Raw genomic sequence first — 19,064 nt, forward strand, 5'->3', positions numbered from 1 at the left:
CCTAGTACTTCCGTTCTTCGGGTTGCCACTGGGTGATGGTCACCGGGGAGTACCCGACGACCGGTGTTCCGTCCCCGTCGCGCGACAGGGTGATGTGCTTCTGCCACTCGTCGTCGTTGCGGTCGGGGAAGTCCACGCGGAACTGGGCCCCGCGCGACTCCTTGCGCTCGATCGCGCCGATGACGGTGCACTCCGCGCAGTCGAGCATGTAGCCGAGCTCGAGGGCGCCGAGGACGTCCTGGTTGAAGACCGTGCCCTTGTCGTCGACGTAGGCGGTCTTCGCCTCCTCCTTCAGGCGGCGGACGACGTCGAGCGCGTGCTCGAGGCCGTCCTGCGTCCGGAAGACGGCGACGTTCTTGTTCATCTCGGTGCCGAGCTCGTCCTTGATCTCGGAGATCCGGCGGCCGGTCTTCTCGCGGGCGATGATCCCGTCGATCATGCCCTGCTCGTCGTTCAGGCGGGCCTGACCTTGAGCCTTGGGCATCGGCATGCCGGCCGCGCGGGCGGCGGCGTGCTCGCCGGCGCGGCGGCCGAAGATGAGCGTGTCGAGGAGGCTGTTGGCGCCGAGGCGGTTGCCGCCGTGGACCGAGACGCAGGCGACCTCGCCCGCGGCGTAGAGGCCCGAGATCGGGGTCGCGCCGTCGACGTCGGTCTTGACGCCGCCCATGATGTAGTGCTGGCCCGGGCGGATCAGGATCGGCTCGCGCGTGATGTCGACGCCGGCGAAGTCCTTGCCGATGTTGACGATCTCGCGCAGCGCCTCGAGCGTACGCTTGCGCGGCACGACCGTGACGTCGAGGTAGATGCCGACGCCGCCGGGGCCGACGCCGCGGCCCTCGTTGATCTCGGTCTGCTCGGCGCGGGAGACGACGTCGCGGGACGCCAGCTCCATCTTGTTCGGCGCGTACTTCTCCATGAAGCGCTCGCCGTTGGAGTTCAGGAGGTGCGCGCCCTCGCCGCGGGCGCCCTCGGTGATGAGGAAGCCGTTCTCGACCAGGCACGTGGGGTGGTACTGGACCATCTCCATGTCCATGAGCGGCGCGCCGAGGCGGAAGGCCTGGGCGATGCCGTCACCGGTGCAGATCAGGCCGTTGGTGGTCGGCTTGAACGCTTGACCGACACCGCCGGTCGCGAGGATCACGTTCTTGGCCGTGAACTCCTGGAGCTCGCCGGTGCGGATGTCGCGCGCGATGCAGCCGGAGACGGCGCCGGACTCGTCCTGGAGGAGGTGGGTGGTGAACCACTCCTCGTAGCGGTCGACGGTCTCGTGGTGCTTCATCAGCTGCTCGTACAGGACGTGCAGGATCGCCTGGCCGGTGATGTCGGCGACGTAGGCGGTGCGCTTCATCGACGCGCCACCGAACGCCCGGAGGTCCATCTGACCGGTCTCGTTGCGGTGGAACGTGACGCCGATGTGCTCGAGGTGCATGACCTCGTGGGGCGCTTCGCGGCACATGACCTCGATCGCGTCCTGGTCACCGATGAAGTCGGAGCCCTTGACGGTGTCGTAGGCGTGCGAGCGCCAGTCGTCGGCGGGGTTGATGGCGGCGTTGATGCCACCGGCGGCGGCGACCGAGTGCGAGCGGACCGGGTGGACCTTGCTCATGATCGCCACCGACGCTCCGGCCTCGGCGGCGGCCAGTGCGGCCCGCTGGCCGGCGAGGCCGGCGCCGAGGATGAGGACGTCGTGTGCAGGCATGTATGCGGCTCTTCGTTCTCGAAAGTTCGGGGCCCGGGACTCTATAGGTCGAGGGTGTTCGGGCTCCCTTACGTCATGGGGTACGCGCCAGCGCGCGGACGAGAGCACGTACAGCGTGAGGCGCGGAGGGCTCCGGGAGGTTGGCGTAGCCGAGCACGAGGCCGGTGCGGCCGGGGGCGCGGAGGGGTTCGCAGGCGACGCCTTCGTGCGCGGCGCGTTGTGCGATGTCGTCCTCGTGCGCGCCGGGCGGGAGGGCGAGCACGGCGAAGAGGCCCGCCGCTGCGCCGCGTACCTGCAGGGCGGGGAGCTGTTCTTCGAGCTGCGCGAGCAGCGCGGCGCGGCGCTTGGCGTAGCGCAGGCGCTGCCGGCGGAGGTGGCGGTCGACCTCGCCGCGCTCGATCAGGTCGGCGAGCGCGAGCTGGTCCAGCGTGGGGGGTGTTCCGGCCGGCGAGGCGGGGTCGTCGTCCTGCAATTCCGCTGTCAGGCCGGACGGAAGGACGAGCCAGCCGAGCCGGAGCGCGGGGGCCAGCGACTTGCTCGCCGAGCCCGCGTGGATCGTGAGGTCCGGCGCGAGGCCCTGGATCGACCCGATCGGCTGGCGGTCGTAGCGGAACTCGGCGTCGTAGTCGTCCTCGAGCAGGTACGCGCCGTGCGCGCGGGCGTACGCGACGAGCGCCGCTCGGCGCTCCGGGTGAAGCACGGCGCCCGTCGGGAACTGGTGGGCGGGGGTGACGGCGACCACGTCGACGTCGCGGAGCCGGTCCGGGCGCAGCCCGTCGTCGTCGGTGGGCGTCGGGACCGCCTCCAACCCCGCGGCCTCGGCGCTCCGGGCGATCCGCCACCAGCCCGGATCCTCGACCGCGACGCGCCGCGCGCCGCGCGCCCGCAGCATCCGCCAGACCAGCGGCAGCGCGTCGCGCAAGCCGCCCGTGATCAGCACCTGCTCCGGTCCGGCGACGACGCCTCGGCGCCGCGCCAGCCAGCCCACGAGCGCGGTGCGCAGCTCTTGCTCGCCCCGGCGGTCGCCGTACCCCAGCCGCTCGTCGGGGAGCGTCCGCAGAACGCGGGTGAGCGCCTGCAGCCAGGCCTGCCGCGGGAACCCGTCGGTGCTGGGGAGCGACGGGCGCATGTCATACAACAACCCGTCCATCTCGCCGCTGCCGCCGGCGCGCGAGCGGTGCAGCGGGCGGTCGCCGGGGAGCGGGCGTGGCTGGTCGGCCGCGGTCGCTCCGCCCGCCGCGACGCGGGTCCCGCCGCCGCGGCGGGTGTCGAGGTAGCCCTCGGCGGCGAGCTGGGCGTAGGCCTCGACGACGACGCCGCGGGACACGCCGAGCTCGGTCGCCAGCGCGCGGGTGGCGGGCAGGCGGGTTCCGGGGGCGAGGCGGCCGGAGCGGACCGCGTCCCGCAGCGCGTGCTCGGCGCGGGCGCGCAGCGAGCGGCCCGGGGCGGTGTCGAGGTCGAGGTGCAGGTCCATTTGGCCCCATCTTGGCACACCATGTTGGTCCTGGATCAAGGGCCAAATCGGTCTTACGGTCTGGGGCCATGGCCCGCTCCTTCTCCCCAGCTCCGTCCGACCGCGTCCGGGTCCGGCGTGCGCCGGCGCGCGCGGACTACGACCGCGCGACGATCGACGCGATCCTCGACGAGGCGCTCGTCGCGCACCTCGGGTTCGCGGTCGACGGCCAGCCCTACGTCATCCCGACGCTGCACGCGCGGGTCGGCGACGAGGTCTACATCCACGGCTCGACCGCGTCGCGGATGGTCCGGACGACCGGTGCCGGCGTCGGCTGCTGCCTGACCGCGACGCTGATCGATGGCCTCGTCCTCGCACGCTCGGCGTTCAACCACTCCATGAACTACCGGTCGGCCGTCGTGCTCGGCGAGGCGCGGTTGGTCGAGGGCGACGACGAGCGCATGGCCGCGCTGGAGGCCTTCACCGAGCGCCTGATCCCCGGCCGCTGGTCCGAATGCCGCCCACCATCACGCCAGGAGCTCAAAGGCACCCAGATCCTGGCCCTCCACCTCGACGAGTCCTCCGCGAAGGTCCGCGACGGCGGCCCCAACGACGAACCCGAGGACTACACCTTGGACCACTGGGCCGGCGTCCTCCCACTCCGCCTGGTCCCAGGCGAGCTGGAGCCCGACACCAAGCTCCGCCCCGGCATCCCGGTCCCCGAGTCCGTGATCGACTGGACCGCCGCCCGTCGCCCCTAGGCACCGGCGGCCAGCTGGCTCTTGAGCAGCGCAGAGCGCTACGCGATGCTCAGCGCATGCGATCCCTGCGCCCCGTCATCCTCGCCGCCGCGCTGCTCGTCGTCGCCGCGCCCGGCGCGACCGCGCTGCAATGGAATCCTCAGAGCACCGTGACGGGGCCGTTCTCCGGCGTCAAGACGCTGTCGGTCGGCGGCATCTCGGTCAGCTGCACGATCGGCGGGAACATCGTCGCGAGCGGCGCCATCGCGGTCACGACCGACGCGACCGGCAGGAACGCGCCGCCGACGTGGAGCGCCTGCAGCAGCACGATCGCGGGGTCGAGCTGCGCCACGTCGTCGTCGCCCTGGACCTTCACGGCGACGAGCACGACGACGGTCACCGAGTCGCCGGTCAACTTCGTCATGAAGGTCGGCGGTTGCACGACGCCGCTGTGCACGATCACCGTCAGCGGCGCGTCGATCGCCGGCAACGGCTGGAGCAACACGACGCACGCGATCACCGAGAGTCCCACGGCGAGGGTGACGGTCTCCGTCTCCGGCAGCATCCTCTGCCCGAGGGCGACGAGCGGGACGCTCACCGGGACGATCGCGTTCCCCGCGACCGTGACGATCACCTAGACGCTGGCGGCGAGCGCGCGGCGGACGCGGTCCAGCGTCAGCAGGCCGCAGAGGCGGCCTTCGGCGTCCACCACCGCCAGCGCGCCGAAGGAGCGCAGCGGCTCGGACGCGAGCAGCGACTCGAGCGGTGCGTCGCGGGCGACCGAGACGAGGTCGCCTTCGCCGGTCTTCAGCAGCTCGTCGGCGCGCAGCGCGGGGTGGCCGCCGGCGACGGCGGACTCCACCATGTCCTGGCGCAGCAACCCCACCAACAACCCGGCGGTGTCGATGACCGGGAACCACGGGAGCCGGTAGCGCAGGAAGAACTCGTCCTGGGCGGCGAGCGCGGTCGTGTCGCGCGGCACGGCGACCGGGTCGTTGTCCATCAGGTCGCCCGCGGTCACGCCCTCGATCCGCTCGGCGAACTGCGAGGACACGACCGCGCTGCTCGCGCCCTGCGACAGGAACCACCCGAGGATCCCGAGCCAGAGCCCGTCGGCGGCGTCGCCGGTCGCCAGCAGGTAGACGCCGAAGCCGATCAAGATGTATGAGAAGCCCTGCCCGAGGCGGCCGGCGAAGCGGGTGGCGCGGTTGCGGTCGCCGGTGATCTTCCAGGCGATCGAGCGGGCGATCCGCCCGCCGTCGAGCGGGAAGCCTGGCACGAGGTTGAACACCAACAACCCGAAGTTCACGAGCGCCAGCCACGCGGCGAGCGCCAACCCCGGGGAGGAGTCGACGACGTCGCCCGCCAGGTTGTCGCCCAGGTTCGCGTGCGAGAAGATCGCCACGGCGACCACGCCGATCACGGTCAGGACCAAGGTCACGAACGGCCCGGCGGCGGCGATCCGGAACTCCTCACCCGGCGACTCGCTGTCGCGCGAGAGCTTCGCGAGGCCGCCGAAGACCCACAGGTCGATGCCGAGCACCTCGATGCCGTTGCGCCGCGCGACGACCGCGTGGCCCAGCTCGTGCAGGGCGATCGAGAGGAAGAACAGCACCGCGCCGGCGACGGCCGTCGCGTAGGTGGTGGTGTCGCTCGCGCCGGGCAGCTCGTCGGTGAAGCGCGCCGACAGCCACCAGATCATCAGGAACAGGAAGATGAACCAGCCGGGGCTGGCACCGATCCGGATTCCGAAGACGCGGGCGAGTTGCGTCGATCCACCTGAGCGGAACATCCGGCACATTGTGACGCGTGGACCACCACGCCATCCTCGGTCTCTACGCGCAGGGCCTGTTCCCGATGGACGACGACGACTCCGCGGAGCTTCCGTGGTGGGTCGCGGACCCGCGGACGGTGCTCCCGCTGGACGACGCGTCCCGGGCCGCGCTGCGGCGCCGCGTGCGCCGTTCGCTGCGCGCCCGCGACGACTGGGAGCTGCGGATCTCCGCGGCGTTCGACGAGGTGATCGAGCACTGCGGGCGCCCGCGCGCGCCCGGCGACGGCGTGTGGCTGACGCCGCGGATGCACCAGCTGTACCGGGTGCTGCACGCGGCCGGGCACGCGCAGACGTTCGAGATCTGGGCCGACGGGAGGCTCGCCGCCGGGCTGATCGCGGTGACGCTGGGGCGTGCCGCGATGCTCGAGTCGATGTGGCACCGCGTGCCGCACGCCGGGAACGTGCTGGTGAGCGCGACGCTCGACGCGCTCGCGCGGGCCGGCGCCACGCTGTGCGACATCCAGACCTCGACGCCGCACACGCTGCGCCTCGGCGCCGTCGAGATCCCGCGCGAGGAGTACGAGCGGCGCCTCGCCGACGCGCTCCGGTGGTGACGTATCTCACAAGTTGAGCACGGATGTGCCGACTACACTTAGTGAAGTCATGGACACCGGCGACCGCCTCACCTGGACGCAGCGCCGCGAGCTGGAGCGCGAGCTCTGGCTCGACGACCACCTGCGCGCGCTCGCCGAGGTCCAGCCGGAGGACCTCGACGACCCCGAGCTCCTCCGCGCGATCGAAGACCGCGCCCGCTCGCTGGCCGAGACGATCGCCAAGCTGCGCCAGATGCGCGGCGACGAGCTGGCAGTGGAACGCGAAGTGATGGCGTTCCGCGGCGAGCTCGAAGCCCTCGGCTAGAGCGAGGCGACGCCGCGATCGCCGATGGCGACCGCGGCGGTTCGGCGTGTGGCTAGCCCTGCGTCGTCGGGACGACGATGAGCTCTGCCACGTTCATGCGCGGCGGGGCTGCGACGGACCAGGCGATCGCGTCGGCGAGGTCGGTGGGTTGGAGGGCTTGGAGGCCGGCGAACTGCTCCAGCGAGGCGCGGCCGGCGGGGTGGACCATGTGGTCGCCGAGCTCGGTGGCGACGAGGCCGGGTTCGACGGTCTTGACGCGCACGCCGCGCGGGCCGAGCTCGACGCGGAGGTTGCGGGTCAGGTGCGCGACCGCTGCCTTCGTCGCGCAGTAGACGGCGTAGTTGGGGAACTTCTCGTGCCCGCCGACGGACCCCACGTGGACGAGGTCGGCCGGGAGGCCCTCGGCGGCCGCCGCCAGAAGGTCGTCCGCGAAGGCGCGGCCCACCCGCAAGAGCCCGCGCACGTTGACGTCGAGCATCCGGTCCCACTCGTCGACGTCCTGGTCCTCGAACGGCCCGGCCAGCATCTGCCCGGCGTTCGCGACGACGAGGTCGACGCGGCCCAGCTGCGCCCGGATCTCCTCCGCGGCGCGCGCGACCGCCGCGGCATCCGACACATCCAAAGCGACCGGGATCACGCCGCCGTCGGCATCCAGCTCCCCGGCCAGCGCCTCCAGCCGGTCGGCGCGCCGGCCGACCAGCGCGACCGCCGCGCCGTCGGCGGCCAGGCGCGCCGCGGTCGCGGCGCCGATCCCCGACGTGGCGCCGGTCACGACCGCCACGCGGCCGCACAGCGGCTTGTTGTCGTTCTTGCTCACAGACTCGGTTGCGGGGGTGCTCATGACCACCATGTTGCGCGCCGCACCGCCCGCTAGCCAGAGCCCCCCGAACCCCGGGAGTCCCAACCCTGGTAGTGCCAGGGCCACTCAGCAACCGCCCCACGCGGGGTACCGTGGAACCCATGGCAGGCTCCAGCGGCAGCGCCGACAACCCCATCGGCTCCTTCCTCCGGGCCCGGCGCGAGCAGGTCCGCCCAGAAGATGTAGGCCTACCGGACTACGGCCGCCGCCGCGTCCCCGGCCTGCGCCGCGAGGAGCTGGCGATGCTCGCCGGCGTCTCGGCCGACTACTACGTCCGCCTCGAGCAGGGCCGCGACCAGCACCCGTCCGAGCAGGTCGTCGACGCGCTCGCCCGCGCGCTCCAGCTCGACGACGACGCGGCCGCGCACCTCCACGAGCTGACGCGCCCCGCGCCGCGCAGCCGTCGCCGCAGGCCCGCGCGCGTCGAGCGCGTCCGCCCGGGCCTGGTCGCGATGATGGCCCAGTTCACCAACAACCCCGCCTTCATCCTGGGCCGCCGGATGGACGTCCTGGCGGCCAACGAGCTGTCGCTCGCCCTGAACCCGCGCTGCGCGCCGCCGACCAACCTGGTGCGGTCGCTCTTCCTCGAGGAGACCTACGCGCGCGAGCTGTACCCCGAATACGAGGACGTCGCGGTCGAGACCGTGGCGACGCTGCGCGCGTCGGTCGGCGCCGACCTCGACGACCCCGCGCTGACCGACCTGATCGGCGAGCTCTCGCTGAAGTCCGAGCGCTTCCGCAAGCTGTGGGCGCGCCACGACGTCAGGGACAAGACCGACGGGACCAAGTCCTACATGCACCCGCTCGTCGGCCCGCTGGAGCTGCACTACGAGACGTTCTCCATCAACGGCGCCGACGGCCAGATGCTCGCGGTGTACCACGCGGAGCCCGGGTCGCCGTCGGCCCAGGCCCTCGCGTTGTTGTCGTCGATGGCGGCTAGCCCGCCTTCAGACCCGCGGCCTCGACCTTCGGACCGAGCGTCTGCGCCAGCGCGACCAGACCGCTGAGCGGCCGGATCATCACCGTGAAGTCGTCGATCAGCCCGTCGGCGCCGATCCGGACCAGGTCCATGCCCTCGAGCTCCCGGTCGCCCACGCGGGCCCGGAAGATCAGCGCGTGCACCGGCGCGTCGGCGTCGCCGGACAGCTGGTCGGTGTAGCGGAAGTCCTCGAACGTCTCGAAGACGATCCGCAGCAGCGCGCTCACCGTCTCCTTGCCGCTGTAGGGCTTGAAGACCGCCGGCGAGTGGAAGACGACGTCCGGCGAGAGCGCGCCGAGCGCCGCCTCGATGTCGGCGTTCTCGACGGCGGTGCGGAAGTTGATTGCAGCGCTCATGCGTTCAGTTCACCTGCGGCTGGTGGCGGTTGATGATGGTGTCGACGTCCGTGCCCGGCGGCAGCGTGCCGTAGTGCAGGCCGCCGCCGTCGCCGAGCCGGGTCGCCAGGAAGGCGTCGGACACGGCGGCGGGAGCATGTTGGAGGAGTTGGGACGCCTGCAGCGCGAGCGCCATGCGCTCGACGACCAGCCGCGCGCGGTGCTCCAGCTCGGCGGGCCGCGAGAACTCGGAGCGCACGGTCGCGACGTAGGCGTCGTAGCGCGTGTCGCTGCCGGTGGCGGTGTCCAGCTCGCTGAGGAAGACGTCCAGCGCCTCCGGCGTCCGGGCCAGCGCGCGCAGGACGTCCAAAGCCATCACGTTGCCCGAGCCCTCCCAGATCGAGCACAGCGGCGCCTCGCGGTACAGCCGCGGCAGCCCCGAGTTCTCGACGTAGCCGTTGCCGCCGAGGCACTCCAGCGCCTCGAACGCGTGGTTCGGGACGCGCTTGCACACGTGGTACTTGGCCACCGCGGTCGCGAGGCGCTTGAAGTGGTCGGCGCGCTCGTCGCCGGCCATGGCCTCGTCGTAGGCGCGGCACAGCCGCAGCGACACCGCGGTCGCGGCCTCGCTCTCGACCATCAGGTCGGCCAGGACGTTGCGCATCAGCGGCTGGTCGATCAGCGTCTTGCCGAACGCTGAGCGATGCATCGCATGCCACGTCGCGAGCGAGACCGCGGCGCGCATGCCGCCGGCGCTGCCCATCACGCAGTCCAGGCGGGTGTGGCCGACCATCTCGATGATCGTCGGGACGCCGCGGCCCGGCTGGCCGAGCATCCGGCCCCAGGCGTTCTTGAACTCGATCTCCGACGACGCGTTGGACTTGTTCCCCAACTTGTCCTTCAGCCGCTGGAGCTGGAACCCGTAGTTCTTGGTCCCGTCAGGCAGGAAGCGCGGGACGACGAAGCACGACAGGCCCTCGTCGGTCTGGGCCAACACCAGGAAGACGTCGCTCATCGGCGCGCTGCAGAACCACTTGTGGCCGACGAGCAGGTACTCCTCGCCCTCGCCCGCGGCGCCGATCGGGGTGGCGTGGGTGGTGTTGGCGCGGACGTCGGAGCCGCCCTGCTTCTCGGTCATCGCCATGCCGCAGATCGCGCCGGGCTTCTCGGTCGTCGGCTTCAGGGCGCCGTCATAGCCGGTGGCGGTCAGCCGCGGGATCCACTCCTCGGCCAGCGCCGGCGTCACCTCCAGTGCGGGCACCGCCGCGAAGGTCATGGTGATCGGGCAGCCGAAGCCGGCCTCGGCCTGGGTGCCGGACATGTAGAGCGCCGCGCGGGCGACGTGCGCGCCCGGCTGGTCGGTGTTCCACGGCAGCGCGTGCATCTCGTCGGCGACGCCGCGCGCCATCAGCTGGTGCCACGCGGGGTGGAAGGTGACCGAGTCCAGGCGGTTGCCGTAGCGGTCGTGGGTCTGCAGGACCGGCGGGTTCTCGTTGGCCTCGAAGCCCCAGCGCATCGGGTCGCCGGCCCAGAACGCGCCGACCTCGACCGCGCGCTCGTGCGCCCAGCCGCCGCCCTCACGTTGTAGGCCTTCGACGAGCGGCGTGTTGTCCAGGAACAGGTTGCGCCCGTCGAGCGGCGGGACCTGGTTGAGGACCTCGTGGGTGGTGAAGTCGTAGGGGTTGGTCGTCGTGCTCATGTGGTCGCTCGCAGGCAGAAGGTGGTCAGGTGGGCGATGAGCGCGTCCGCGTCGGCGGGCGCGTGGGTGGGGGAGAGCGGGCCGACGAGCGCCTCGCCGATCGCGCCGACGAGCGCGGTGGCGGTGAACCCGGCGTCCTGCTCGGGAAGTTGATGGTGTTGGATGCCGTCCTCGATGATCTGCTGGAAGACAGCGGCGTAGGCGCGCCGGAACTGCAGGCGCTCGGCCTCGACGGCCGGGTCGACCGGCTCGGCGAGCAGCGCCCACGCCAGGCGCCGGCCCTGGAGGGCGCGCGCCGCGAACGTCGACACGGCGCGCTCGATCCGCTCGGCGGCGGCGCTCTGCCCGGCGGTTCCGGCCGCCTCCGCGACCGCGTCGACCTCGCGTTGCGACGCGACCCGGAAGACCTCGGTGAACAGGTCGGCCTTCGACGGGAAGTGCCGGTAGACGGTCCCGGTCGCGACCCCGGCGCGCCGCGCCACCTCGGCGACCTGCGCCTCCCGGTAGCCGCCGCGGGCGACGAGCTCGCCGGCCGCGCGCACGATCTGCGCGCGCGTCTGCGCCCGCTTCGCCTCGGTGCGCTCTGTTGGCCGATACGCCATCCACGAAGAAGTGAACCACGATTCACGCCTTCGGGCAAACCGCTGGACGAGCAGCCAGCAATGCTTGCGAGGAATATCGCGGTGTGCTTTCCTGCGCGATCGTGAAGAAGCAGCAGGATCGGAGCCGGTGTCCGAAGTGCCGGGAGCGGGTCTCGCCGTTCGCGGCGGGGTGCGCGGTGTGCGGCACGGAGCTGGACTTCCGGCGCTGGGACGCGGGCCCGAGCATCGGGCAGCGCGCGGCGTCGTGGGTCCGGGCGTTGACGTCGGGCAAGCGCCTCTGAGACGAGCAGCGGGCAAGCGCCGGAGCGCCTGCCCGCCGCCGCCTCTTCAGGCGCGCGCTACTTCGTGACGTAGTAGAGCGTGTGCGTCCGGTGCCCGGACGCGCTGATCGTCACCTTGATCAGCGTGTTCTTGGCCAGGAGCTTGCCCTGGACCGTCTTCGTCGTGACGAGGTTGACCGAGGTGCCCCTGGCCCTGACCGACGTCGCCCTCGCGCTGCCGCAGCCGACGCCGTCGCAGGCGACCTTCACGGTCGACCCGGAGGCCAGGCCGCTCACCGACAGCCGCGTGAGCTTGGCCCGCGTGACCTTCCGGCCACCGGACCTGACCGTCACGTGCTTGACCGTGACCGCCAGCCTGCCCGGCGCGTCCGACGCGGGGCCGACCGGGCCGACCGGGCCGGTGGCGCCCGTCGGTCCGACAGGACCCGCCGGACCCGCGGGGCCGGCCGGACCCGCCGGACCGGTGTCGCCCTTCGGCCCCGTCGTGTCGGCAGCCGGGTAGTCGGACGCGACCGGGAAGTCCCGGATCCGCGCCGTCGCGCCGTGGCCGGCGACGTCCGAGTAGGGCCACGCCGACGTCCCGCCCCACGGGCCGGTCGAGAACGGCACGCTCGCCGAGACCCCGTCCAGGTTCACGAGGTTGAACGCCCCGCCGACCGTGGCGCCCGTGGGCGTCGTACCCGCGGGCGTCGAGCCGAGGATCTCACCGGTGAACAACGCGTGGAGCCTGACGTCCGGCTTGACCGGCGTCGTGATCACGCTCGTGACGTTGCAGTAGCAGCCGTTCCCGAGCCGGCTCCAGGACTGGAAGCCGTGCAGCGAGAAGTGGTCGACGGCCGGCGCGATCGCCAGGGTCGGGTACCCGTCGAAGTTGTCGTTCATCTTCCACACGTGCGGCTGCTGGCCGATCTCGCCCGGGTTGTCGTACGGGACGGTCAGCGGGCGCTCGTTCTGCAGGAACGTCACGTTGCCGTACTCGCCGTTCCAGGTGATCTGGGTCTTCTTGAAGTGCTCGAGCCAGATGCCCTGCCACGTGATGTGGTCGCCGTTGACGATCGCGCCGGTGTCGCTGCTCGACGCGGCCGTCCAGTTGGTGGTGGTGTAGCCGTCGCCCGAGTTGTTGTTGCTCTGGATCTGGCCCTGGTTGAGGATCGTGTAGTCCTGGTTGATCAGGTACAGGTTGGTCGAGCCGCTCTGCGAGCTGACGTCGTTGAGCGTCGTCGGGTCGTTCGAGGAGCCACCGCCGTGCGGTGTCTCACCGATCACGATCTGGTTGTCGGCGAACGGCACCTGGCCGACGTCGTTGGCGTCGAACGCGCGGCCGTCCGCGTTGAACTTGGAGAACACCGAGCCCGCCGCGGAGTCCTTGACCAGCAGCGTCGTCGTGTTGTCGGCGCGCAGGATCGGGTCGCCGAGGCCCATCACCACCGTGTCGGGGTGGGTCACGGTCAGCGGCGCGTTCAACACGTAGGTGCCCGGACCCATGATGAGGTTCCTGCCCGCCGCCAGCGCCGCGTTCAGCGTCGTGGCGTCGTCGCTCGCCGCGGTGGCGAGGTAGAACGAGCTCAGCGGCAGCGACGCGCCCTGCGCCGCGGCCGTGCTCCAGTTGGGCCCGCGCACGTCGAACTGCGCGGCCGGGCTGAAGACCTGGAACGCGCTGCCGTCGTAGTAGACGAACGGCGCCTCGCGGATCACCGGCGCGCGCGTGACGTTGGTGATGTGCCCGGGCGCGGCGTAGGGCGAGATCGTGCCGGGGCCGAAGTCGTCGCTCGGCGCGCCGAGCGTGCCGTTGAACACCATGTCGGACCCGAAGCCGGTGTAGCCGCCGATGTCGTCCTGCTGGAAGTAGATGTCGGAGTTGCCGCCGTTGCCTTCCAGGCTCGGGCGGTTCAACCCGTCGTTGTTGATGACCCTGCCGGTGACCACCGAGTTGGCGATCACGAAGCCGTTGGCGACGCCAAAGATGATGTTGATCTGCAGGCCCTGGGTGATCGGGTCGCACGGGTTCTGGCAGGCGCCCGCGGTCGGCGTGACCGTCGACACGTACAGGTTGCCGAGGATGTTGACCCGCCGCAGCGTCGCGGTCTGCGACGTGTACCAGAGCATCCCGCCCGCCGGGACGCCGGACTGGATCGGGTTGATCGTCAGGTTCGACATCTGGCTCGGCCGGATCGCGAGGCTGCCGTTGTTGATGGACAACGCGCCGTTGATGACCACGTCGCACGGGCCGGACCCGAGGCCCGCGACGACCGTGCCGCTGGCGACCTGCGCCTGGATGACGTTGCTCGTGGTCGCCGTGGACGGCGTGACCGACGGGTCGCCGTAGGTGCCCGGCAGGAAGTAGAACTGCCGCCGGCCGCCGCCGGCGGGCGGGGCGGCGTTGAGCGCGGCGTTGATCGTGCTCACCGACATCGACGGGTCGAAGATCGTGACGTTCGCGCCGAACGGGTTGGCCGGCGGTGAGCCGACCGGCGTCGGTGCGGTCGTGCAGGGGTTTGTGGCGGCCGACGCCGTCGCGGCGCCTCCGCCCAGCAGCGCGAGCGCGACGCACGCGATGACGACCAGCGCGGGGCGCGCGGGCCAGGACCTCAGGGACAGCATGGTTCGTCTCCTCCGAATTGAGACTGCATACAACTCGCGCGACTGTATGCTCATCCCGAAGACGTCGGCAAATCACAATTTCGACGCACGACCATCGATGACATCTATGGCTCCGCCCGGGAACACGCTGCGCGGCATCGACCTCAACCTCCTGAAGGCGTTCGACGCGCTGATGCAGGAGCGCAACGTCACGCGCGCGAGCGAGCGCCTCGGCGTGACGCAGCCCTCGGCGAGCGCCGCGCTGGCGCGCCTGCGGCTCCTCTTCGGCGACGAGCTGCTCGTCAAGTCCGGGCGCGCGATGCGCCCGACGCCGTTCGCCGAGCGCCTGGCCGAGCGCGTCCACACGATCCTGTCCGAGGTCGAGGACATCGTCACCTCGCACGCAGTCTTCGACCCGCGCCAGGACCAGCAGACGTTCCGCGTGATGGTCACCGACTACACGGCGCTCGTCCTGATGGCGCCGGTGGTCCGGACGCTGGCCGACGAGGCGCCGGGCATCAACCTGGTGCTCGTGGCCCAGGGCATGGGCGACCACGCGGGTCGGCTGCAGTCGGGCGAGGTCGACCTCGCGGTCGTCCCGGACCGGCTCAGCCGCCACAGCGGGCTGCCGCGCGAGGTGCTGTTCGAGGACGAGTTCGTGCTCGCCGGCTGGCGCGGGAACCCGGCGGTCACCGACGCGATGACGGTCGCGGACGTCGCCGCGGCGCCCTACCTCAGCTTCAGCGTCGGCTCCGAGCCGTCGATGGTCGACGCGCTGTTGACCGAGCTCGGGCACGACACGCGGGCTGACGTGCTCGCGCAGAGCTTCGTCACCGGGCCGCTGCTGCTGCGCGGGACGCGGCTCGTCGCGTTCGTCCAGCGCCGGCTCGCCGGCCTGCTCGCCGAGGCGGCCGAGCTGCGCGTCGTCGCGCCGCCGTTCGCGATCCCGCCGCTGGTCGAGACGCTCACGTGGCACCCGCGGTCGACCAGCGACCCGGGCCACCGCTGGCTGCGCGGCCGGATCCTCGCGGCGGCCGCCGCGCTGCCGCCGCGGGGCTAGCGGTTGGCGGCGCGCCGGCGCCGCAGGCCGGTGAGCGCCATGCCGACGAAGCCCGTGGACGTCGCGATGAACGACGCGCCCGCGAGCGAGCGGTAGACCGGGTGCCTGTCGGACTCCGGCATGAACGCGAGCGGCAGGAAGGCCATGGCGTTGGTCCAGGCGCCGACGCCGAGCGGGACCGACGCCCACTTCGGCGCGTCCGGGACCGCGGTGCCGACCGCGACGGTCAGGCCGCCGAGCATCGCGAGGTCCAGGTGCCACTGGCGGATCCGGGCGCCGGACTTGATCCCGAGCCTGCGCGCGGCCTCCGGGTCCTGGCGGACGAGCGTGTACGGCCAGCCCGCCATCGCCCCCGCGGCGACCTCGAGCAGGCCGGAGACGACGAGCGCGGAGGGCACGGAGCGCGAAGACATGCGGCGCATCCTGCCAGGCGCGGAGCGGCGGAGCCGCGGAGGTGAACGGCAGGCAGGCGTTCCATGCGAACACCGAACTGCCGTTCACCTCTTCACGCGGTGGCTCAGGCGGCGGCGAGCACGTCGCGCAGCGCGACCGGCGCGCGGCCGGTCAGGTCCTGCACGGCGGTCGAGACCTGGTTGAGCTGGCCCTCGCGGATCGCGCGGCCGAACGAGGCGATCAGCTGCGCGGCAGGCGCCGGGATCCCGTGGGCCTCCAGGCCGGCAACGAACGCCGCGTCGTCGACCGGCGCGGCTGCCACCGGCCTGCCGCTGACCGACGCGTACAACTCGGCCAGCTGCGCGCCCGTGAACGACTCCGCGCCGGTGATGTCATAGGCCTTGCCGGCGTGCTCGTCGCCGCCCAGTAGGACCGCGACCGCGGCGGCCGCGCAGTCCTCACGCGACACGTAGGCGCTCGCGCCGTCGCCCGAGTTGTAGGCGAACGTCCCGGACGCCGCGGCGCCCTGGAACTCCGGGATCCGGTACTCGCTGTACAGCGCGTTGCGCAGGAACGTCCAGCCCGCGCCCGAGTCCCGCAGCGCCTGCTCGGTCGCCGCGTGGTCGGGGACGACCGCGGCGGGGTTCGACGGCGCCGGGTTCGGGATCGACGTGTAGGCGATCAGCGACGCGCCCGCCGCGACGGCGGCGTCGATCGCCGCGCTGTGGCCCTCGACGCGCTCGCCGACGACGTCGGTCGAGATCAGCAGGACGCGCGTCGCGCCCGCGAACGCGGCCGGCAGCGACGCCGGGTCCCCGAAGTCGGCGCGCCGCACGTCGGCGCCGCGGGCGGCGAAGTCGGCCAGCCCGTCCGGGTTGCGGGTCAGCAGCACGACGTCGGACGGGTCGTGCTGCTCCAACAGGAGGTCTGCGGCGCGGCGGCCCAGCTGGCCGCTCGCACCGGTGATGACGAGGCTCATATCTGTAACCGTAGCAGTTGCGGTTACAATTCCAGCGTGGCCACGAACACCCAGTTCGCCCTCGGCGTCCACATGCTGACGCTGCTCGCGGGGTCCGCTCCCGCGATCCTCTCCTCCGAGGAGATGGCGGGCAGCGCGAGCTCCAACCCGGTCCACGTCCGCCGCGTCCTGGGCACCCTGCGCACCGCCGGCCTCGTCACGTCCCGCTCCGGCGCCCGCGGCGGCTGGTCGCTGAACCGGGACCCTGCGGACATCACGCTCGCCGACGTCTGGCGCGTCGTCCACGGCCCGGACCAGGAGGTCCTCGGCTTGCGCGAGGTCAACCCCGACTGCCCGGTCGGCCGCTCGGTCCAGGGTCTCCTGACCGACATCGACAAGCGCGCCCAGCGGGCGATCGCCGCCGAGCTGGAAGCAACGACCATCGCCGAGCTGCAGGGCAGGGCGAAGGCCGGGGCGGACCTGCGCGCGCTCGCCTAGATAACGTCCGCGGCGCTTCACCCGACCGCGAACCAGAGGGATCGACCGACCCCATGAAGATCATCTACACCCACACCGACGAGGCCCCGGCGCTGGCGACCAAGTCGCTGCTGCCGATCGTCGAGGCGTTCGCCGCCACCGCCGGCGTGGAGCTGGAGCTCCGCGACATCTCGCTCGCGGGCCGCATCCTCGCCCAGTTCCCGGACCGCCTGAGCGACGACCAGCGCGTCGCCGACGCCCTCGCCGAGCTGGGCGAGCTGGCCAAGACGCCGGACGCCAACATCATCAAGTTGCCGAACATCTCGGCCTCGGTCCCGCAGCTGAAGGCGGCGATCACCGAGCTGCAGGAGCAGGGCTACGCGATCCCGGACTACCCCGAGGAGCCGTCGACCGACGAGGAGCGCGAGACCCGCGCCCGCTACGACGCGGTCAAGGGCTCGGCCGTGAACCCGGTGCTGCGCGAGGGCAACTCCGACCGCCGCGCGCCCGCCTCCGTCAAGGCGTTCGCGCGCAAGCACCCGCACTCGATGGGCGCGTGGTCGAGGGACTCCAAGACCCACGTCTCGACGATGAGCGACGGCGACTTCCGCTCGACCGAGACGTCCACGACGGTCGCCGACGCGACCGAGGTCCGGATCGAGCACGTCGGCGCCGACGGCAACACCACCACCTTGAAGCCCGCCTTCCCGCTGCTGGCGGGCGAGGTCATCGACGCCGCGGTCATGCGCCGCGCCGCGCTCGACGCGTTCTTCGCCGAGCAGATCGCCGAGGCCAGGGAGCAGGGCGTCCTCTTCAGCGTCCACCTCAAGGCCACCATGATGAAGGTCTCCGACCCCATCATCTTCGGCCACGCGGTCCGCGCGTTCGTCGGCCCGGACGTCTTCGCCGGCGTCGGCGACGTCAGCTACAACGACGGGCTCGGCACGCTGCTCAAGGCCCACCCCGACCTGAAGGACAAGGTCGACGAGGCCATCAACAACGGCCCCGACCTGTACATGGTGGACTCGGATCGCGGGATCACCAACCTGCACGTCCCGTCCGACGTGATCATCGACGCCTCGATGCCCGCGCTGATCCGCGCGTCCGGCCAGGGCTGGGACGCGGCCGGCAGGCAGCAGGACACCAAGTGCGTGATCCCGGACTCGTCCTACGCGTCGCTCTACGCCGAGACCGTCGAGCACTGCAAGCAGCACGGCGCGTTCGACCCCGCGACGATGGGCACGACGCCGAACGTCGGCCTGATGGCGCAGAAGGCCGAGGAGTACGGGTCGCACGACAAGACGTTCGAGATCGCCTCCGCGGGCACCGTGCGCGTGATCGACAAGGACGACAACGTGCTCCTGGAGCACGACGTGCAGGCCGGCGACATCTGGCGCGCGTGCCAGACCAAGGACGCGCCGATCCAGGACTGGATCCAGCTCGCGGTCGGCCGCGCCCGCGCGACCGGCGCGCCCGCGGTCTTCTGGCTCGACGAGAGCCGCGCGCACGACGCGGAGCTGCTGAAGAAGGTCCGGCCCGCGCTCGACGCCGCCGACACCGACGGCCTGCAGATCGAGATCCTGCCGGTCGCCGAGGCCGCGCGCTTCACGCTCGAGCGCGCCCGTAGGGGCGAGGACACCATCTCGGTCACCGGCAACGTCCTGCGCGACTACCTGACCGACCTGTTCCCGATCCTCGAGCTGGGCACGAGCGCCAAGATGCTCTCGATCGTCCCGCTCATGAACGGCGGCGGGCTGTTCGAGACCGGCGCGGGCGGCAGCGCGCCCAAGCACGTCCAGCAGTTCCTGAAGGAGAACCACCTGCGCTGGGACTCGCTCGGCGAGTTCCTGGCGCTCGCGGTGTCGTTCGAGATGCTCGCGGAGAAGACGGACAACAAGCGCGCGCAGATCCTCGCCGACACGCTGGACCGGGCGACCGGCCGCGTGCTCGAAGAGGGCCGCTCGCCGTCGCGCAAGGTCGGCGAGCTCGACAACCGCGGCAGCCACTTCTACCTCGCGCTCTACTGGGCGCAGGAGCTGGCGTCCCAGTCCGACGATGCGGAGCTGGCGGAGAAGGTCCAGCCGCTGGCCGACAAGCTCGCCGCCAACGAGTCGCAGATCGTCGCCGAGCTCGACGGCGCCCAGGGTGGCGCGGTCGACGTCGGCGGCTACTTCCATCCGGACGCGCAGCGCGCCACCGAGGCGATGCGGCCGTCCGCCACCCTCAACGAGGCCCTGGCCGAGATCGCGTAGGTTTC

At 71.9% G+C, this 19,064-nt stretch carries 19 protein-coding genes; 9 read left to right on the forward strand and 10 right to left on the reverse strand.

Annotated features, from left to right (window positions below):
- Position 1 precedes the first annotated feature (1 nt).
- The gene (locus tag H030_RS0123255) at positions 2-1,699 is read right to left on the reverse strand and encodes an FAD-binding protein (RefSeq protein ID WP_027007892.1); all 1,698 of its coding nucleotides are present in this window, start codon (positions 1,697-1,699) and stop codon (positions 2-4) included.
- Between the two features lie 73 nt (positions 1,700-1,772).
- Positions 1,773-3,173: a PLP-dependent aminotransferase family protein gene (locus H030_RS0123260; RefSeq protein ID WP_035129337.1), complete on the reverse strand. Its 1,401-nt coding sequence runs from the start codon at positions 3,171-3,173 to the stop codon at positions 1,773-1,775.
- Between the two features lie 68 nt (positions 3,174-3,241).
- Here H030_RS0123260 and H030_RS0123265 point away from each other — a divergent pair, with 68 nt between their 5' ends.
- Together H030_RS0123265 and H030_RS39350 are read left to right on the forward strand one after the other, a co-directional pair.
- Positions 3,242-3,913 (forward strand): pyridoxamine 5'-phosphate oxidase family protein, encoded by a 672-nt coding sequence (locus H030_RS0123265; RefSeq protein ID WP_027007894.1) that lies wholly within the window; start codon positions 3,242-3,244, stop codon positions 3,911-3,913.
- Positions 3,914-3,969: 56 nt separating this feature from the next.
- On the forward strand, positions 3,970-4,530 hold the full coding sequence (locus H030_RS39350) for a hypothetical protein (RefSeq protein ID WP_155892235.1): 561 nt from the start codon (positions 3,970-3,972) through the stop codon (positions 4,528-4,530).
- Here the strand turns inward: H030_RS39350 and H030_RS0123280 are convergent.
- Positions 4,527-5,684: a site-2 protease family protein gene (locus H030_RS0123280; RefSeq protein ID WP_027007896.1), complete on the reverse strand. Its 1,158-nt coding sequence runs from the start codon at positions 5,682-5,684 to the stop codon at positions 4,527-4,529. The genes H030_RS39350 and H030_RS0123280 overlap by 4 nt on opposite strands.
- 17 nt (positions 5,685-5,701) lie before the next feature.
- Between H030_RS0123280 and H030_RS0123285 the strand changes: the two genes are divergently transcribed.
- Complete coding sequence (locus tag H030_RS0123285; protein ID WP_027007897.1) at positions 5,702-6,280, forward strand: leucyl/phenylalanyl-tRNA--protein transferase; 579 nt, start codon at positions 5,702-5,704, stop codon at positions 6,278-6,280.
- Positions 6,281-6,329: 49 nt separating this feature from the next.
- Positions 6,330-6,584: a hypothetical protein gene (locus H030_RS0123290; protein WP_027007898.1), complete on the forward strand. Its 255-nt coding sequence runs from the start codon at positions 6,330-6,332 to the stop codon at positions 6,582-6,584.
- Positions 6,585-6,636: 52 nt separating this feature from the next.
- Here the strand turns inward: H030_RS0123290 and H030_RS0123295 are convergent, their stop codons facing one another.
- Positions 6,637-7,425 carry an SDR family oxidoreductase gene (locus H030_RS0123295; protein WP_051223529.1) on the reverse strand — a complete coding sequence of 263 codons (789 nt, stop codon included), beginning with the start codon at positions 7,423-7,425 and terminating at the stop codon, positions 6,637-6,639.
- Between the two features lie 119 nt (positions 7,426-7,544).
- Between H030_RS0123295 and H030_RS0123300 the strand changes: the two genes are divergently transcribed.
- Positions 7,545-8,450 (forward strand): helix-turn-helix transcriptional regulator, encoded by a 906-nt coding sequence (locus H030_RS0123300; protein ID WP_035129338.1) that lies wholly within the window; start codon positions 7,545-7,547, stop codon positions 8,448-8,450.
- On the opposite strand, the gene H030_RS0123305 is transcribed toward H030_RS0123300, so the two are convergent.
- The 3 genes from H030_RS0123305 to H030_RS34595 are packed head-to-tail and all read right to left on the reverse strand — an operon-like array spanning position 8,380 to position 11,058.
- On the reverse strand, positions 8,380-8,778 hold the full coding sequence (locus H030_RS0123305) for a nuclear transport factor 2 family protein (RefSeq protein WP_027007901.1): 399 nt from the start codon (positions 8,776-8,778) through the stop codon (positions 8,380-8,382). The two genes, H030_RS0123300 and H030_RS0123305, sit on opposite strands and share 71 nt — an antisense overlap.
- Positions 8,779-8,782: 4 nt before the next feature.
- On the reverse strand, positions 8,783-10,456 hold the full coding sequence (locus H030_RS0123310) for an acyl-CoA dehydrogenase family protein (protein ID WP_027007902.1): 1,674 nt from the start codon (positions 10,454-10,456) through the stop codon (positions 8,783-8,785).
- Positions 10,453-11,058: a TetR/AcrR family transcriptional regulator gene (locus tag H030_RS34595; RefSeq protein WP_035129339.1), complete on the reverse strand. Its 606-nt coding sequence runs from the start codon at positions 11,056-11,058 to the stop codon at positions 10,453-10,455. The genes H030_RS0123310 and H030_RS34595 overlap by 4 nt, the downstream gene beginning before the upstream one ends.
- Before the next feature lie 101 nt (positions 11,059-11,159).
- On the opposite strand from H030_RS34595, the gene H030_RS40300 reads away from it, so the two are divergent.
- Positions 11,160-11,339, forward strand: a complete 180-nt coding sequence (locus H030_RS40300) for a hypothetical protein (protein ID WP_027007903.1) — start codon at positions 11,160-11,162, stop codon at positions 11,337-11,339.
- A gap of 57 nt (positions 11,340-11,396) precedes the next feature.
- On the opposite strand, the gene H030_RS39850 is transcribed toward H030_RS40300, so the two are convergent.
- Positions 11,397-13,940, reverse strand: a complete 2,544-nt coding sequence (locus H030_RS39850) for a hypothetical protein (protein ID WP_027007904.1) — start codon at positions 13,938-13,940, stop codon at positions 11,397-11,399.
- Between the two features lie 106 nt (positions 13,941-14,046).
- On the opposite strand from H030_RS39850, the gene H030_RS0123330 reads away from it, so the two are divergent.
- Entirely contained in the window at positions 14,047-14,979 is a 933-nt protein-coding gene (locus tag H030_RS0123330) for a LysR family transcriptional regulator (protein WP_027007905.1), read from the forward strand.
- On the opposite strand, the gene H030_RS0123335 is transcribed toward H030_RS0123330, so the two are convergent.
- Together H030_RS0123335 and H030_RS0123340 are read right to left on the reverse strand one after the other, a co-directional pair.
- Complete coding sequence (locus H030_RS0123335) at positions 14,976-15,392, reverse strand: hypothetical protein (protein WP_035129340.1); 417 nt, start codon at positions 15,390-15,392, stop codon at positions 14,976-14,978. The genes H030_RS0123330 and H030_RS0123335 overlap by 4 nt on opposite strands.
- A gap of 104 nt (positions 15,393-15,496) precedes the next feature.
- On the reverse strand, positions 15,497-16,351 hold the full coding sequence (locus H030_RS0123340; RefSeq protein WP_027007907.1) for an NAD(P)H-binding protein: 855 nt from the start codon (positions 16,349-16,351) through the stop codon (positions 15,497-15,499).
- A 36-nt stretch (positions 16,352-16,387) separates the two neighbouring features.
- Between H030_RS0123340 and H030_RS34600 the strand changes: the two genes are divergently transcribed.
- Entirely contained in the window at positions 16,388-16,828 is a 441-nt protein-coding gene (locus H030_RS34600; RefSeq protein WP_035129341.1) for an Rrf2 family transcriptional regulator, read from the forward strand.
- A gap of 53 nt (positions 16,829-16,881) precedes the next feature.
- Positions 16,882-19,059, forward strand: coding sequence for an NADP-dependent isocitrate dehydrogenase (locus tag H030_RS0123350; RefSeq protein ID WP_027007908.1), 2,178 nt, complete (start codon positions 16,882-16,884; stop codon positions 19,057-19,059).
- Positions 19,060-19,064: the final 5 nt, after the last annotated feature.

Source organism: Conexibacter woesei Iso977N (assembly GCF_000424625.1).
GTDB classification, from domain to species: domain Bacteria; phylum Actinomycetota; class Thermoleophilia; order Solirubrobacterales; family Solirubrobacteraceae; genus Baekduia; species Baekduia woesei_A.

What these genes read in the sequence shown, in the direction of transcription:
- H030_RS0123255 (WP_027007892.1), bottom strand. Translation starts at nt 1,699, where the DNA reads ATGCCTGCACACGACGTCCTCATCCTCGGCGCCGGCCTCGCCGGCCAG.
- H030_RS0123260 (WP_035129337.1), bottom strand. Translation starts at nt 3,173, where the DNA reads ATGGACCTGCACCTCGACCTCGACACCGCCCCGGGCCGCTCGCTGCGC.
- H030_RS0123265 (WP_027007894.1), top strand. Translation starts at nt 3,242, where the DNA reads ATGGCCCGCTCCTTCTCCCCAGCTCCGTCCGACCGCGTCCGGGTCCGG.
- H030_RS39350 (WP_155892235.1), top strand. Translation starts at nt 3,970, where the DNA reads ATGCGATCCCTGCGCCCCGTCATCCTCGCCGCCGCGCTGCTCGTCGTC.
- H030_RS0123280 (WP_027007896.1), bottom strand. Translation starts at nt 5,684, where the DNA reads ATGTTCCGCTCAGGTGGATCGACGCAACTCGCCCGCGTCTTCGGAATC.
- H030_RS0123290 (WP_027007898.1), top strand. Translation starts at nt 6,330, where the DNA reads ATGGACACCGGCGACCGCCTCACCTGGACGCAGCGCCGCGAGCTGGAG.
- H030_RS0123295 (WP_051223529.1), bottom strand. Translation starts at nt 7,425, where the DNA reads ATGAGCACCCCCGCAACCGAGTCTGTGAGCAAGAACGACAACAAGCCG.
- H030_RS0123300 (WP_035129338.1), top strand. Translation starts at nt 7,545, where the DNA reads ATGGCAGGCTCCAGCGGCAGCGCCGACAACCCCATCGGCTCCTTCCTC.
- H030_RS0123305 (WP_027007901.1), bottom strand. Translation starts at nt 8,778, where the DNA reads ATGAGCGCTGCAATCAACTTCCGCACCGCCGTCGAGAACGCCGACATC.
- H030_RS0123310 (WP_027007902.1), bottom strand. Translation starts at nt 10,456, where the DNA reads ATGAGCACGACGACCAACCCCTACGACTTCACCACCCACGAGGTCCTC.
- H030_RS34595 (WP_035129339.1), bottom strand. Translation starts at nt 11,058, where the DNA reads ATGGCGTATCGGCCAACAGAGCGCACCGAGGCGAAGCGGGCGCAGACG.
- H030_RS39850 (WP_027007904.1), bottom strand. Translation starts at nt 13,940, where the DNA reads ATGCTGTCCCTGAGGTCCTGGCCCGCGCGCCCCGCGCTGGTCGTCATC.
- H030_RS0123330 (WP_027007905.1), top strand. Translation starts at nt 14,047, where the DNA reads ATGGCTCCGCCCGGGAACACGCTGCGCGGCATCGACCTCAACCTCCTG.
- H030_RS0123335 (WP_035129340.1), bottom strand. Translation starts at nt 15,392, where the DNA reads ATGTCTTCGCGCTCCGTGCCCTCCGCGCTCGTCGTCTCCGGCCTGCTC.
- H030_RS0123340 (WP_027007907.1), bottom strand. Translation starts at nt 16,351, where the DNA reads ATGAGCCTCGTCATCACCGGTGCGAGCGGCCAGCTGGGCCGCCGCGCC.
- H030_RS0123350 (WP_027007908.1), top strand. Translation starts at nt 16,882, where the DNA reads ATGAAGATCATCTACACCCACACCGACGAGGCCCCGGCGCTGGCGACC.